Genomic DNA, 16383 nt, shown 5'->3' with positions numbered 1-16383 from the left:
TTTATATCTCCTCTAAACTAGCAATATTGCTGGATTTTGTAAATAGTAAGATACCCTTTGTAAAAATCTCCCAGCATCTGCACCATCTATTACTTTATGATCTGCAGTTAATGAAAACGGCATAAAATCTCTTATTTCTATTTGATCATTTATAACACCAGGTGATTTAGTTATTGTACCTACACCTAAAATTGCTGATTCAGGGTAATTTACAATTGGTGTTGCAAAATCTAATCCTACAGAACCAAAATTACTGATTGTAAAAGTTGCACCAGTCATTTCGTTCATTGATAATTTTTTTGTTCTTGCTTTATTTGCCAATTCATTAATTTTAACAGCAATTTGTAAAACACTTAATTTATCAGCACTCTTTATAACAGGTACCATTAATCCATCAGGTGTATCACAAGCCATACCTATATTAATTTGATTTGCAAATTTTATTGCTTTATTTTCTTCATCAATTCTAACGTTTAAATTGGGCATATCTTTTAATGATAATGTAACAGCTTTTATTATGAAAGCTAAATAAGTTAATTTTACACTTTGAGTATCTGCAAAACTTTTTAATTGATTTCTTAAATTAACTAATTCTGTTATATCAACATTTTTAAACCCTGTAAATGATGCTACTTTACTATGAGCAATATCCATAGCTTTTACAGTTGCTTTTCTAATTGGGTTCATTGGTACAGAATTAAATGATAGTTGTTCATTAAATTCAGGAACAGTAATACTTGGATTATTGTAATCAATGTTTTTATTATTTTTACTATTTGAGATAATAGCATCATTATTGTTTGCAATATTATTTGTGTGATTATTTGATTCTGAAGAATAACTTTGGATATCAAAAGCTAAAATTCTATTATTTGGACCACTTGGTGTAACTTTTGATAAATCAACTCCTAATACTGCAGCCATTTTTCTAGCTAAAGGAGAAGCCTTGACATTTGCATTACTATTATCAATAATACTTTCTTGATTTATAAAATTATTAGTATTATTTGGTTTATCAGAAACATTAATTCTGTTTATAATATCATTTGATACTGGTGTAGCACCAACAACAGAAGCATTTTCTTCATCCTTTACATCTTCTAATACTTTTGGTGGTGAGTCAGTATTTTCTTTGCCATCATCAATTTCAATTACAACATCTCCAACTTTTATTTCTTGGCCCTGTTCTATTAATACTTTAGATATTTTTCCATCAACTGGCGCAAAAATATCTGAGTTAACTTTATCTGTTTCAACATTAAATAGTGCTTCTCCATTTTTTATATTGTCACCAACTTTTACATGCACTTCAGTTACAACACCTTCTGTTAAACCTTCTCCAATATCTGCAAATTTAACTTTAAACATATATTCTCTCCTCTGTATTAAAATTTATAATTTAATACATCTTCTATTTTTGCTTGTATTCTTATTGGATTTGGTTGGTGATATCCTTCACCTGAATCAAATGGTATTACAATATCATAACCAGTACATCTTGATAATGGTGCTTTTAAGTATTCAAAACACTCTTCATTAACTGATGCAATAATTTCTGATGATATAGAAAATGATTTTATAGCTTCATGTACCACTAATAATCTTCCAGTTTTTTTGACAGAATCACAAATCATTTTTTTATCTCAAGGTTTTAAACTTCTTAAATCAATTAATTCAATTGTTTTATCAGGGTTTTTTTCTTCAAAACTTTCTATTGCTTTTTGGCAATCAACAGTTTGTGCACCATAAGTTACTACAGTTAAGTCATTTCCTTCTTGTATTTTAAAAGCTTCACCGATTGGAACAGTATAAAAACCATCTGGTATCTCTTGTTTGAATGCTCTATAAAGTTTTGTTGGTTCAAAAACAATCACTGGGTCTGGTGAATCAATTGCGGCTAGTATTAAGCCTTTTGTGTCATAAGGAGTTGATGGACATACCACTTTAATTCCAGGAGTATGTGCATATATAGCCTCCATGGCCTCAGAGTGCAATTCTAGTGCTCTAATTCCCCCACCCATAGGCATTCTTATAACTACTGGGGTTGGGTATTTTCCTCTAGTTCTATTTCTCATTCTACCCATGTGTCCAAGTATATTTTGTAATGAAGCTCAACCAAGACCTTCAAATTGAAGTTCTACAACAGGTTTCAATCCATTTAAAGACATACCAATTGCAAGTCCTGCGAATAATGCTTCACTAATTGGAGCATCAAAACATCTTTCTTCTCCATATTTAGCTTGCAATCCTTCTGTAGCTCTAAAAACCCCTCCTTCAAAACCTGCATCTTCACCATATACTACAACTTCTTTCCACTTATCCATTGCTACATCAAGGGCTTCAGAAACTGCTTTTACATTATTTAAAATTTTTGGCATTAGTGGTGTCCTCCTTTTGCTTCAGGATATTTTTCAAAAAATTCTTTTGCTTCTTTATATTGTTCTTCTAACTCAGGTGTTTTTTCAGCATAAATAAAATTGAAAACATCCTCTAAAGGGTAATTTTTATTTTTTTCTGCGTAGTCAAATTCATTAGAAATAAATTCATCTTGTTCTTTATCAAGTTTTTCTTGTTTTTTATCATCTCAAACACCTTTATTGATTAAGTAATTTTTAATTCTTATCAAAGGGTCTTTAGTTAATGCATCCTGAAATTCATCTTCAGGTCGATAAATTTTAGGGTTATCAGATGAAGAATGGGCTCCAAGTCTATAAGTATCACACTCAATAAGTACTGGTCCGTTACCATTTCTTGCATAATCCAATGCTTCTTCAACAACTGCATAAACTGCAAAAAAATCATTTCCATCAACTTTTATTGATGGAACTCCAACACCTATCCCTTTTACAGCAATATTAATTGCTTTAGTAGATTTTGCATATGGTGTAGAAATAGCTCATTTATTGTTTTCACAAACAAATATCACAGGTAACTCGTGTAGTTTAGCAAAATTCATTGCTTCATAAGTTTCACCTTCACTCATTCCACCATCTCCAGTAGTTGTTAAAGCAACACCCCCTGTTTTTTTAAATTTTTCTGCAAATGCTATACCAGTTGCATGTGAATATTGAGAACCAATTATTATGTTTGGAGGCAAAGAATTAACTCCTTCTGGTGATTTAGAACCATATTCATTTCCCATTCAATATAACATTATGTTTCTCATTGGCATACCAACAGTTAATCAAGCTGCATTATTCCTATAACCAGGTACAAATCAATCTTTTCCTTTAATTAGAGGGTATGCATAACCAACCTCACTAGCTTCTTGTCCTGTAGAAGATAAAAAAGATAATAATCTACCTTGACGTTGAACTTTATTTTGAAATTCATCTTGTCTTCTTGATAAATTCATTAATTTATATGCTTCAATAACTTGTTTATCAGATAATTTTGGCATTAATTTTTCATTTAAAACTTTTCCATTTTTATCCATTAATTCAACTCTTTGATTTTTTAATGGATCAAATACATTTAAAAATTTAGTTTTCATTATTTCTCCTTATTCAATAAGTAAATTTAAGATATCTTGAACTTCAATGTTTTCACCGAAAATATCTTTAATATTCAATGACTCAATTACTTTTTTTATTTCACTTGCTTTATATTCTACATTTACTAATTTATCTTCAAGTGTCTCTGTACCAAAATAACCTAAAAAATCACCAAAAATTTTTATGTTTTTTATTTTATTATCAATTACATTCATATAAATTTCAAAACTTCCTTTACCTTCAAGTCTAGTTTTATTTACATAATCAAAATTAGCATTTTTTGTAAATGTTCAATTTGGATCTTTATATTTATTTTCATAAATAGATTTAATTTCTTCAATATCATTAGAAGTTAGCTCCAAATTTTTTACTGAGTCATTTTTTTTATATGTATTTATTAACTCATCTCAAAATACCATAATGTCTATTTTTTCATCTACTTCTGAGTTTATATTTGTCACTCTTGCTGCGATTGAAGCAATATTCTTTGACAATATTTTTGCTCTGTCGACTGTTAGGTATTTAGTTAGTTTATCTAAATTAGCATTAAATAGTATTGTACCATGTTGTAAAAATCTATCTTTATATTTCCACATTGCATTACCTGAAATTTTTTTACCATTAAGTACAATGTCATTTCTACCAGAGAATTCTGCTTTTACACCAAGACGGTTAAGCGTTTCTATAACTGGTTCTAACATTTGCGAGAACATCGAGACTCCCTTATTTTCTTTATCTGTATATATAATACTAAAGTTCATATTCCCTAAATCGTGGAATACTGTCCCACCACCAGTATTTCTTCTAATTATATTAACATTATCACTTTCAGCCGACTGAAGATTAATTTCTGAAGCAGCATTTTGGTTTCTTCCAACTACAATAGTATTATCATTTTGTCATAAAAATAAAATTGGTTCTTCAAACTTATTACTTTTAGTCAAATATTCCTCAGTTGCTAAATTATATTTTGGATCTACACAATCAGTTCTATAGATATACATAAACTCCCCCTTATTACAATTCTATTATTATTATAATCTTATAAATGATTATTTACCAATAAGTTTACAATCATACTTTTATTAAAGCAATCTTTATATTAACAAAAAATACAAAATTAAATACTCCACTTAAATAATTATAGAATTAATTTTGTATTATGAAATATATTTACTATTTTACATATTATAGAAATTCTCTAAAATTAATTTATAATAATTAACTTTCAAAATTAGACCTTCATCATTATTATGAGAATTATCTGGATGGTATTTTTTTGAAAGTTCTCTATATTTAGCCTTAAAATCCAAATATGAGCTTTCTGAACTAAGATTAAAAAAATCAAAAGCATTTTTTATTTCGTTATCAATATGATTATTTGTTAGGTTATTTACAAAGTTATTTAAATAATTTTTATACCACTTAATAAATCTATTATATGACTTGTTAAGTATTAAATTATTAAGAATTAGATTAACTGCATAATAATCAATTGAGTTATTGTTTTGTAGAATATAATTGATTACATCAATAAGAATTATTTTAATATGATCTTCTAATAATTTAATAATATCTTTAATAAAAATCTTATTTTTAATGTAATTATCAAAATAAATTATGTTTAAATTAATACTTTCATTAACTATTTTATGAAAATGATATGTAAGTTTATAATAACAAGTTCTTATAATAGCAAGAATTAATGGGTTATTAATATCTAAATATTCAATCAATATATCAAAATTACTATATTTTATCAAACATGGAAACTTTTTAATATTATAATAGCTATCAAATATTTTTATTTTAAAGCTTTTCAAATCTATACTATCAAAAAATAGTTCATTAACCTTTAAATTATTAGCTAAATTATAATAATTAAAAGATAATTCTAGCAAGTATTTATTATTAAAATTTTTCTCTGAAAATTTATCTTTGTAAAAAATTGTTTTATAAAAGTTTATTTTTTTAAAATCATTTTCATCATCATAATTTGAAAATATTGCTAAATCATCATCTTGATTAATGTCCTCGACATCATCCACTGTATAAATTTTGTTTAATTTATTTTTTACTTTATTCTTAGAATGCATACATTTAATTTTTCACTTAAATCCTATTTCAAATAAATTATACAACTAAATATAAAAGTTTATAAATAATCTTAAAAATATCTTAAAAATAATAATAGCTTTTTTTAAAATAATTAGATACTCAAAACCAAAACAACATGAACTAAAGGTATAATATATTAAAGGTAAGAATTATGACAAAGAAATATTTAAAAAGTTTTTTTATAATTATCTGTATTTTAGATGTACTTTCATATTTAATTTTTCCATTAATGATATATCTTTTAATAATTAAATTTAAAGATATGGATTCAATATTCACAATATTATCGTCATTATCTTATATTTCTACTGCTATATTTGTTTTAACATTGCCAATATTTTTACGCTTTTTTTTATATTATAAAATAGAAAAAGACGCTGTTTTATCAAAAAAAATACTAGAAAAAAATAAAAAGATTTTTTTAACAAGTCTTATATTAATTGCAAATATTTTTATCTTAAACAAATTTTTAAAAACATTATATGAATCAATTAATAAAAATGAAAATATTAATAATTAATTTTTAAATTATCTTTATTTTGTTCCACATTTGAATCTTCAATTTTTTTATTAGGTTTACCACACAAAATTAAAACACCTCCTACAATACATATAAAAATGATTGAAAGTATTGCAAGTGCAACAATATTTATTGGTTTTTCATTTAATGCATAAGCAGAATAAATAATCATAAATAACATAAAAATCAACATAGATAGTATATAAAAAATTAAAAAAGCAGATTTCAAAATTTGTTTGATGTTTGATTGGTTTTTATAATTAATATAACTTATCATAAGATTTGTTATTTCATAAAATGTTTTGTGTGTATACAAAATAAATAAACAAGAAGAAATTACCAATGTCAATATGACACCAGATTTACATAATTTATTCAGTTTCATGGTTCTCCTTTAAAATATATCCTAATAAATTATATATAGATTTAAAACTAAAACTACTTTAAAAAAATAAATTAAGTATATTAGAATTTATTTTAAATAACAAACCAAATAAAAAACAAATTAAAACTTGTTATATTTTAATTTGTTTTTTAAAATATTATAAAGTGGTTCATCTTCACAATAAATATAAGCTCCTACTAAAGCTCTTGTGAGTAAAGTCTCAAACCTGTTAGTTAATATTTTATCTTTAAAAGAAACGTAATCTCTATCATTAAGTTTAATTCCCTTTAATATATATATAATTACATAATCAACCTCTAAACCATGTATATAATAAATACTTGCAATTTCATTTATTTTGTATGTTGAGTTAAGTCATTTATTATCAAAAGTCTTATTGTTATCAAAGATGCTAAAAGCTTTAAAAGTTAAATTTTTGTTTTCATCAACAAGCTTTAATATATCTTGATGCATTTCACTTTGGTTATTATACAAACTAATATTTGAATTTGAACTATCAATAAATGAATCATTATCAGTAAATAATGATTCAACCATTGAAATATATTCAGTGTTATTTAAAAACCTTAATTTATTTATTAAAGTATTTTCATATAAAATTCCTTTGGGATACTTTTCCTTATAATAATTAATTAATCAGTTTATTGTTCACTTATCTTTATTATTAATTTTCTGTTTCTCATCTAAACAAATAATTACTGCTTTAGAATCTTCAATCGCTTTTACTAATTGATTTGGAGTGACTCTTTGACCTTCATCAAAAAATATAATTTGATCAGATTTAGGTTTTTTCTTCTCAATATAACTTGATTTTTTAAATCTATAATTTTCATTTAAATAAGCATTTATATTTTTAACATACGTTTGATTTCTTGCCATTATATATGTTTTATCTTTATACTTTTTAATATTCTTAAAAAATAAATAGAGATAATAAATAAAAATTGTTTTTCCTGTACCTGCAGAACCTCTAATTATAAACAACTTTTTTTCATCTGATGAGCTTTTTATAATTTTAATTATTTGTTCTGCCATTTTATATTGATAGTCTGTCAATACTAAACTTTTTTCGCTTGTAATATTATTTAAAACCTGTGTTGTTTTTAAACCTCTTAAGAATATATTTTCTTCATATAGTTTTATAAAAGAACTTTTTTCACTTTTATAGAATAAAGTAGATAAATATTGGGCAAAAAAAACTTTCTCATTTTTAAAAAATAATTTTAGATTAGTATTTCTTACAAATCAATCATTACTTTCTATATTTAATCCTTTATTATTGGCTGTCTTTCTACTTAAATTATGCAAATAAGCCACACCTATGATTTCATATTTTTTAATAAGTCCATTAATGTTTGAAAATGTTTCAAAGAAATTTATATACCTTAATATCTGTGAACCTAAATAACCATATGAATTAGATCCTTTATTTAGAAGCATATCATTTCCTTTACTTTTTGATGAGAAATTTTTATGTTGTTTAAGTTCGATCACAACAACTTTATCAACACCATTTACATTACCAATCAATATAGCATCACATCTTGATTCACTAAAATCAAATTTATATTCTAAATAAATATCAACACTTTCATTTAAATCTGATATTGCAATTACTTCTCATAATTCCATTAATGAGACTTCTCATGATTTTATTTCATTACTTGATGAAACATTATAAAGTTCTTTAAAAATATGATCAAATGATTTTCAATAAATGTCTTGTATAAATTCTTTAATTGTAGCTTTATAACAAATCATTTTATATTACCTCTAATATTTACTATCTAAATAATGCTTAAAATAATCAATAACTTTAATTAATTCTAATAATTTTGGTTTTAACTTTCCTTTGTTATCTAATGCCATATAGTTTGTTTTATAAAACTCGCTTAAATTATTATAATCATTAATATTTAAATTTTTATAGTTAGTTTTTTTTAAAATATGTATTGCTAAATCATATCAGGTTAAATTTATATTATAAGGAGAGAACTGTTTTAAATCTCATTGAATAATACATTCCAATAATAAGAAAATATCTGTTTCAGTTTTTGTGTAAGTTATGTTTTCAAAATATACTTTATGAAAACTATTAACATAATGACCTCTTTTTTCCATTTCTTCAATCCACTTTATAAGATTTTCATTGAAATAATTTCTTCCTAAATCTAAAAATGGCTGCATTGCTTTATTTTTTGGATTTATATTTAGACAATAATCATACATTCCAAATTCTTTTCTTAGTGCTGTTAATGAATTATCTGGTGTATATATAAAAAGTTCATGTGGAATTATTCTCAAAAGTATTTCTCCTTTTATTTTTTTCACTTAAATTATATATCTAAATTTAATAAATAAAATAAATACCACTAGTTTAAATAGTGGTATCACGATATATATTAATTCAAGTGATCTAAAAAACTAATCGCACCAATATATCTAACAGCATAATTTGCAAATTTATTAGAATTAGATACTATATCAATAATTTCACTTTTTGAAGTTTCTTTATTAATATCTCTATTAACAAATTCATTTATAAGATTTGAGATAAATGCGTCTCCAGCTCCAGTTGTATCAACTAAATTATCACATAATGTTACTGGTACATATAATATCTCACCGTTTCATGAACACATAGTGTCTTCACAACCTCTTGTTATGCAAATTAAGCTTGTTGGGTTTTTAGTCATTAAACTTTTTAATGCGTTTTCTTGATTGTCAATTTTAGTTATTAGTTTTAATTCTTCATCACTTAATTTAATTAAGTTAGCTTTTTTTAAAAACTCATCACAATAATTAATAAATGTTTCCACATCGCTTGGACTAGTTCATAATTTATCTCTAAAATTAGGATCAAATGAGAATTTTATTTCATTATCTAATGCAAATTTAAAAAGTTCATGATAGGATTTTTTTAAATCTCCTTCTAAAAAACCTGTAGCACTACCAAAATGAATAAAATCAATATCTTTTAATTTATTATTATCTAATTCTGATAATTTAAAATCAGCATCACTATTTCTAATAAATTTAAAAAATCTTTCTTTATTTTCATCTAAAGTTACTTTAGCAATTGTAGTTGGCTTATTTGAAAATTGTATAAAGTCTTTCTTTATATTATATTTATGAAAAAAATTTATCATTTCTTCTTTATAACAATCATTACCTAAACTACCCATAAAATAACTTTCATTATCTTTTAATGCACCTATTGAACAAGAAACATTAAAACTAGCTCCGCCAACTTCAGCCTTTTCAACTTCTGCATCTGAATAAACATCCATAAGGATTTCACCAATAGAAATTATTTTCTTCATATTTATTTTTCCTTTGTAATATTTTTGAAAATTGTGTTATTTCAATTTATATTATAACCTTTTAATTGATAAACCTTAGAATTATTTAAATTAGTTTTTATAGTATTATGATTTAAAATGAAAGTTCTAAGAGAGATTGCATGTTCACCGTTATTAATAAATATTTCCATACAACTTCTATCGATAAGTATTCTAATATTATCAATACTTAAATTATCAAAATTTATTACTGGTGGTAAATCTTCAACACTATTATAATCCATATTTGATCTATCAATAATAAATTTTTTATTTATATTAGATAGTTTTATGTTTTTAGATCCACTTTTAATTTCAATTTCAAAATCTTGATTATTTATTTCATCACAAACTAATTCGACTATTCCGTTTTCATATAAATAATCGTTTTCTGATTTTGTAATTTCTTTAACTCTTAAGTTTTCTAGTTCAACTATAGGATTTTGATACAATCTATTGTTTTTCTCTGTAAGAACTCTTGGAGAAGTTAAGTTATTACTTCAAGTTGTTAATTCCTTTGGAAAAGGATTAGATTTTGAATTTCCTAATCAACCCAACATTATTGTTCTATCTTTAACATTTGAAAATACCTGTGGGGCATAGAAATCGAAACCTAAATCAATTTTTAAAAGGTCAGTTTTAAAATTAAAGTTTGCATTTTCATCAATGACAACTTTTCTATACTTTACAAAATGACTACCTTCACTTAATGGTGCATCTTGTTCAAAACAAGCAAAAACAAATTCTGAATTATCTATTTTTAAATAATTTGGACATTCAACCATATATGAATTTTGTTCAAAGTCTTTATCTAATTCTACTTCTTTTTTGAAAACTCATTTATCATTAACAAATTCATGAACTGTTAATGTACCTTTTTTATCTAGTGTTTGGGCTCCATTTAGCATAAATAATTTATTATTTTTTTCAAAAACAATTGGATCTCTAAAATGACCTGTGTATTTTGTTTTATCACATTCAAATAGCAATTCTTTGCTAACTAATTTATTTTTTAAATCAATAAACGCTTTTAAAGTATAACTATTTCTATCAATTGCATTATATTTAATATTTCCAGTATAATAAATTTCCATTTCTCCTTTATTGTTTACTCTTGCACTTCCTGAAAACACACCATCCTTATCATATTGATTTGATGGAGTTAAAGTTATTCCTTCATAATTGTAGTTAATGAAGTCATGAGTTGTAAATAAAGCTCAAGATTTATTATAATGTTGAATACTAAATGGACAATTTTGCATAAATATATAGTATTTATTATCGAAAAATACTAAACCATTCGGATCATTAATTGAACCGCAATAACCAGATAAATGGAATTGGTTATTATATCAATCACTTTCTTTTTTTTCATGTCATTCTTTAAAAAACTCTAAATTATCTTCACTTATTAAACTGTGTTTTTCTCATTTCATATTTTTTTACTCCTATGACTAACTGTTTTTTTTCTTTATATCTTGTTTATATGCTTTTCATTTTTCAGGATCTTTTTTTAAATTTAATATCATTTCTTTATGTTTTTTCTTGTCTTCTTTCAATTTAATTTGTTCTTGTTTTTCTCTTTCTCTTGTTTCTTTTAATTCTACCAAGAAATTATCATATTTTTCTTTGTTTTTATTAAGCTTCTCTTCTTTTTTGTTTAATCGAACTAGTCCGTTTTCTAATCTTTTTAACTTATTTTCATAATCTTTAACTTGTAAATTTGATTTAAAATTAGACAATTTTTCCTTAAATTGATCAATTTTAATTTTAAATTTATCTAAATTTTTTTGTGTAACTTTTTTCCCAGCCTCGAAATATAAGAAGAATGTTAATGCAAAAGCTACCCCAAATGATAATAAATTAACTACAATAATTAGTAATAAATTTCTAATATTATTAGTGTAAAGGAGTAAACCAGGTAAAACAGTAACTCCCATACCCCTACAAGTTACATTAAATATACCAGCAAATAAACCTCCTGCAAATCCTCCAACTAATCCAAAGATAAATGGTTTCACTCTTGGTAAATTAACACCAAAAATTGCTGGTTCAGTTATTCCAAAAAATGTAGAAGCAGCTGATGGAATCGATAAGTTTTTTTCTTTTTTCGATTTCGCTTTAAACGCTACTGCCATAGCCGCTCCACCTTGAGAAATTATTGATGCAGTTCATAATGAGTTAAAAATTGAACCACTTATTGCACCATTTGAATCTGGTACATTTCCTTGGATAACTAATTGCATTTCTAATCCTTGAAGAATTTGATGACATCCAGTTATTACTATTGCTTGTAAAGCACCAGCAATTAAAGCAGTCCCAATACCAACTGGTAACTTCAATATTGCCTGAGTTGCTATTAATATACCTTTTTCAACCATCAATAATATTGGTCCAAAAGCAAATAATGCAACCAATAATGAAATTACAATTGTTAAGAACGGAGTAAAAATAATATTTACAGCATTTGGCATTCAACTTTTAATTCATTTTTCTAAATATGCAGCTCCTATTCCTATTACTAAAGCTGGTAAAACTGAGCCTTGATAACCAGTAATTGGTATTATTCATAATTTAATTGGTGTGACTGGATTTTCTAATACGCTTAAACCAGTTGCGTCTTTTCACACTTGTTTTCAATCACTTGTACCTCATTTTGTAGCATCAAATGATTCTCTAAATTGTTCTTGTGCTTCTCAGGTTGCAATTGAACCTTTATCAGGTAACAATGGACTAATTAACATTAATCCAATTATTATACCAATAACAGGACTGCCACCGAATCTTTTTACAGTAGATCAACAAACTAATACTGCTAATGAGCTAAAAGCTGTTTTTGTGATAATGTCTAAAATTTTACCTAAAAGTGAATCACTATCATATTTAACTAACATTTGTATAGTTGCAGCTACACCCATTGCAAGCCCTGCAGCAACAATCGCAGGTATAATCGGTAAGAATATATCTCCCAAAGTTTTCATACTTAATTGAATTCAAGCAAATTTTCCACCTTTATTTCTAATTGCTTCTTTATTTGCTTTTGCTTTTAATTTAAAATCCTCAAAACTTTCATTATTATTAGATTTATTTGATTCAATTTTTTCACTATAATTATATATTTTTTCTAATTGAGTATAAACAGATTCAACAACTCCAGTTCCTAAAATTATTTGTAATTGATTTTGTGTTCAATTAGTACCTTTTGCAATTGGAGATTCTTTTATAGCCTTAATATCTACTTTTTCTTTATCTATAACATTAAATCTTAATCTTGTAACACAATGTAAATATGATTGTACATTATCTTTACCACCAACTGCATCTAAGAACCTTTGAGCTTCAACTGCATAATTAGTTTTTTTCATATTTTTACCTTTCTATATTATTTTCTTCATTCAATAAAATTTCATTCAAATAAGTCAGGTTTATAGTAACTTTTACGATATTCTAATATTTCACCAAATATGTCATAAACTTTACCTTCATCTAATATTAAGCTATCAAATGAGCTATCAATATCATTGAACTCATTTATAATATCGTCAAGTTTTCTAATAAATTTAATTTTTTTACTTGAATGGCTTATAACAAAATTAGTATTATTTTCAATAAAGAACATTAAACCATTTTTATTTAAAATAGGCAATGTTAGACCTTTATATTTAGCTTTTTTTACATAACTTACTTGAAACAAAATTGTATCTTTAGTATTTCATTTTCTAACACACTTAAATTTATATAATCGTTCTCCAACTTGATATCCACTTTCTTTTGAAAGAATATTGTCACAATTGATTTCTTCAAAGCTAATATAATTATTAATTGAATTGGGAAATAATTCTCTAAAACTAAAAAAAAGATTATTTTTAATTTTATCTTGTACAACAAATCCTTTACCATTAACTGCTTTTACAATTTTTAATTCAATTAATTTATTAAAAGCGATTCTTATTGGTTGTTCTGAGTATTTAAACTTTGTTTTTAACATATTTTGACTCGGTAAAACTTCACCTGGTTGAACTTTATTTTCTCTTATTAAATACATAAGATAGTCAAAAACTATTTCTCATTTCTTATTCATATATAATTCCTTAATTAAGTTAATTATACATTTTAATTATATATTTAATAAAAATATTTATTTAGTCAATTTATGTCCAATTATATTATTATGTTTTATGTGTAAATAAAATATACCTATAATTATAAGTTTTAAAGAAAAAAACAAAGATAAATCTTTGTTTTTATTGTCAAGCTAAACTATCTCTGTATTTAGTTTTATCTTTGTCGACTTCATCTTTTTTAGAAAGATAAGCTATTCTCAAATCCTCAATTTTATCATAACTAAGTAGCTTACTACTAAAATCATAATTACCAAATTGTAAGGCACTTAATCCATAAGGAACTCTTGATGAAGTAAATGGTACTAAATTAGTAATAGTAAAAGTCATTGACGGACTTCTTCTGATCAAAGGCATTGCAAAGTAGTCTTTATATAATGTTTGAGCTTCTAATTTTGCAAAGTCTTCGTTTCTTTTTAATCCACTTTCTGTTTCATCTACATTTACTAGTTCTTTAGAATAATTATATCTACTTTTAAATAAATTTTCACCTTCTCCATTTTGTATTAGTAACTCATTGTACATATCTTTGTGTGCATTTTTTAATCTTGTAAAAGTATCATCTGCACTTTCTGAATCAAATTGGTTTAATGGTGTTTTTGAATCATCAAATTGATATAATTGTCCAAATCTGAAATGCATTCCATGGTCACCATTTATTTTTAATGTATTTGAATAACTCATTGCATCAGCATAATCTGGACTTCAACCAGATATTGCCAAATCTTCAACTCCGTCATCTAACATCTGTTGATATTCATTTGAAGTTCGTGAAGTTATGACATCAATTGTAATTGGATTATTTTCAATTGCACTAAATGTCTTAAACATTTCTATTAATGCTGCTCTCTCATCAGTTGTTTTAGATGGATCCAAATAAGTTTTTAATGTAATTTTTTTACCATCTTTTAAAGCTTCTTTTAAATCATTATCTGCAGAACTAAGATCTTCTCTCAATTTTTTTGCAGACTCACTTTGTGCTGTTTTTAATTTTGAACTATTATTAGTTATTTCTAAACCATAAGCTCTTGCTGAATAAAAATTTTCACCATCTTTAATATCTTCTTTTTTAACATTTGTCCCAGCATTACCATATAATTTTTCTGAATTTATTTGCTCAGCTTCAATAGTTTGAAAATCCTTAGATTCACTTTTAATAAAATCTGGAACGAAGGTATTTCTTACATTAGAAGATACACTTCTATCTCCATCAAAGATTTTAGAATAATATTTACCTCAGATTGATCTATCTAAATTTGCAAAGAAGAACTCACGTGTTCCTGAAAATTGAAACAACTTTGATTTGATGATTGCTTCTTTTTTAGCATTAGTATCTCCAAAATATGATGAGTTTAAGAAATTGAAGAACAACATTTGAGTATATGCATCTTCTGCATCTTCATCATACCTTACAAGTCCATCAGTTTTTATTGGTTCACTTGCATTACCAACATACTTATCTCACCCAGATTGATCATTTGTATTTATTAAATAGTTATTAATTGTATTCGCTTCAAAAAGATCTCTTGTTTGAGAAACTGTGCCACTTGTATGGATTTCTCTTATTCTATTAATTTTAGTTTCACTTGCAAAGTGATAATTTGGATTTTTATCTAAAACAATTGTAGAATCAATTGAAAAACTTTTTGGTAAAAAAGCACCTGAATAATATCCCATTTTAAAATCAGAATCAACTGCTGGATTACTTACTGCATTATCATGAATTGGTGCAAATACTGTATAAGTTAACAATGTTTCAAAATAACTTGCAGATTTTGTTAAATTAAACTGAACAGTATTTTTAGACTCGTCTACTTTAATTCCTAACGATTCTTTATTTTCATCAAATAAATTATCAAAAGATTTATCACCTGGATTTAAAGCTTTTAATCTTAATTCATGTGCACCAACTATAAAACTTTCTCAAAGAAAATATGCATCTGAACCATTTTCTGGATTAAAACATATTTAGCAGCATTAATAAAATCATTTACTTCGATATTTCTTATAATATTTCCTTGATAATCACTTCATGTTGCATTTTTTCTTAATTTATATGTTCAAGTTTTATAGCTTTCATCATGTAATCCAATATAAGGATCATTTTGAGAATAATTTGGGTTTGTACTTCAAATAAATCCCCATATTCTCTACCAAATTCATCTGTACCTAATGGCGCTGAATTGGTATTAGATAATATTTTAAAATCAGATTGTTGCATTGTTTTTGCTGTTAATCAATGAAGTGGATTATTTGTAAAAGTTGTTTTTAATGTATTTTCAGGATCTTGATTTTTATTTCCACAAGATATAACAACAGTTAATGGTGTAGATAAAATAGTCACAACCATTAATGATTTTAATAATTTATACACTTTCAATTC

Annotated in this window: 15 protein-coding genes; 1 reads left to right on the top strand and 14 read right to left on the bottom strand. The window is 25.0% G+C overall.

What is annotated here, in order from left to right; translation table 4 throughout:
* Positions 1-12 precede the first annotated feature (12 nt).
* From STURON_RS02455 to STURON_RS02435, 5 genes are all read right to left on the bottom strand, one after another.
* On the bottom strand, positions 13-1368 hold the full coding sequence (locus STURON_RS02455) for a dihydrolipoamide acetyltransferase family protein (protein WP_075048300.1): 1356 nt from the start codon (positions 1366-1368) through the stop codon (positions 13-15).
* 17 nt (positions 1369-1385) lie between these two features.
* Entirely contained in the window at positions 1386-2378 is a 993-nt protein-coding gene (locus STURON_RS02450; RefSeq protein ID WP_075048299.1) for an alpha-ketoacid dehydrogenase subunit beta, read from the bottom strand.
* Entirely contained in the window at positions 2378-3493 is a 1116-nt protein-coding gene (gene pdhA / locus STURON_RS02445) for a pyruvate dehydrogenase (acetyl-transferring) E1 component subunit alpha (protein WP_075048298.1), read from the bottom strand. Before pdhA ends, STURON_RS02450 begins: the two co-directional genes overlap by 1 nt.
* Positions 3494-3502: 9 nt before the next feature.
* Positions 3503-4498 (bottom strand): lipoate--protein ligase, encoded by a 996-nt coding sequence (locus STURON_RS02440; RefSeq protein WP_075048297.1) that lies wholly within the window; start codon positions 4496-4498, stop codon positions 3503-3505.
* Between the two features lie 177 nt (positions 4499-4675).
* Positions 4676-5590 carry a J domain-containing protein gene (locus STURON_RS02435; protein ID WP_075048296.1) on the bottom strand — a complete coding sequence of 305 codons (915 nt, stop codon included), beginning with the start codon at positions 5588-5590 and terminating at the stop codon, positions 4676-4678.
* A gap of 173 nt (positions 5591-5763) precedes the next feature.
* On the opposite strand from STURON_RS02435, the gene STURON_RS02430 reads away from it, so the two are divergent.
* Positions 5764-6132: a hypothetical protein gene (locus STURON_RS02430; protein WP_075048295.1), complete on the top strand. Its 369-nt coding sequence runs from the start codon at positions 5764-5766 to the stop codon at positions 6130-6132.
* Here the strand turns inward: STURON_RS02430 and STURON_RS02425 are convergent.
* The 9 genes from STURON_RS02425 to STURON_RS02385 form a co-directional block, all read right to left on the bottom strand.
* A complete protein-coding gene (locus STURON_RS02425; protein WP_075048294.1) occupies positions 6122-6517 on the bottom strand; it encodes a hypothetical protein in 396 nt (131 codons plus the stop codon). The genes STURON_RS02430 and STURON_RS02425 overlap by 11 nt on opposite strands.
* Before the next feature lie 120 nt (positions 6518-6637).
* Entirely contained in the window at positions 6638-8299 is a 1662-nt protein-coding gene (locus STURON_RS02420) for a DNA/RNA helicase domain-containing protein (RefSeq protein WP_075048293.1), read from the bottom strand.
* A 12-nt stretch (positions 8300-8311) separates the two neighbouring features.
* Entirely contained in the window at positions 8312-8842 is a 531-nt protein-coding gene (locus STURON_RS02415) for a Rossmann-fold NAD(P)-binding domain-containing protein (protein WP_075048292.1), read from the bottom strand.
* A gap of 98 nt (positions 8843-8940) precedes the next feature.
* Positions 8941-9861 carry a carbohydrate kinase family protein gene (locus tag STURON_RS02410; protein WP_075048291.1) on the bottom strand — a complete coding sequence of 307 codons (921 nt, stop codon included), beginning with the start codon at positions 9859-9861 and terminating at the stop codon, positions 8941-8943.
* Positions 9862-9863: 2 nt separating this feature from the next.
* Positions 9864-11315 carry a glycoside hydrolase family 32 protein gene (locus STURON_RS02405; protein ID WP_075048290.1) on the bottom strand — a complete coding sequence of 484 codons (1452 nt, stop codon included), beginning with the start codon at positions 11313-11315 and terminating at the stop codon, positions 9864-9866.
* Positions 11316-11333: 18 nt separating this feature from the next.
* Positions 11334-13244: a PTS transporter subunit EIIC gene (locus STURON_RS02400; RefSeq protein ID WP_075048289.1), complete on the bottom strand. Its 1911-nt coding sequence runs from the start codon at positions 13242-13244 to the stop codon at positions 11334-11336.
* 17 nt (positions 13245-13261) lie between these two features.
* Positions 13262-13960: a GntR family transcriptional regulator gene (locus STURON_RS02395; RefSeq protein WP_075048288.1), complete on the bottom strand. Its 699-nt coding sequence runs from the start codon at positions 13958-13960 to the stop codon at positions 13262-13264.
* Between the two features lie 163 nt (positions 13961-14123).
* Complete coding sequence (locus STURON_RS02390) at positions 14124-15752, bottom strand: periplasmic substrate-binding domain-containing protein (protein ID WP_075048287.1); 1629 nt, start codon at positions 15750-15752, stop codon at positions 14124-14126.
* A gap of 295 nt (positions 15753-16047) precedes the next feature.
* Positions 16048-16374 (bottom strand): hypothetical protein, encoded by a 327-nt coding sequence (locus tag STURON_RS02385; RefSeq protein ID WP_075048286.1) that lies wholly within the window; start codon positions 16372-16374, stop codon positions 16048-16050.
* Positions 16375-16383: the final 9 nt, after the last annotated feature.

It is taken from the genome of Spiroplasma turonicum (genome assembly GCF_001262715.1).
In the GTDB taxonomy this organism is placed as follows: Bacteria; Bacillota_I; Bacilli_A; order Mycoplasmatales; family Mycoplasmataceae; genus Spiroplasma_A; species Spiroplasma_A turonicum.
This window is presented reverse-complemented; position numbering and strand designations above follow the sequence as displayed.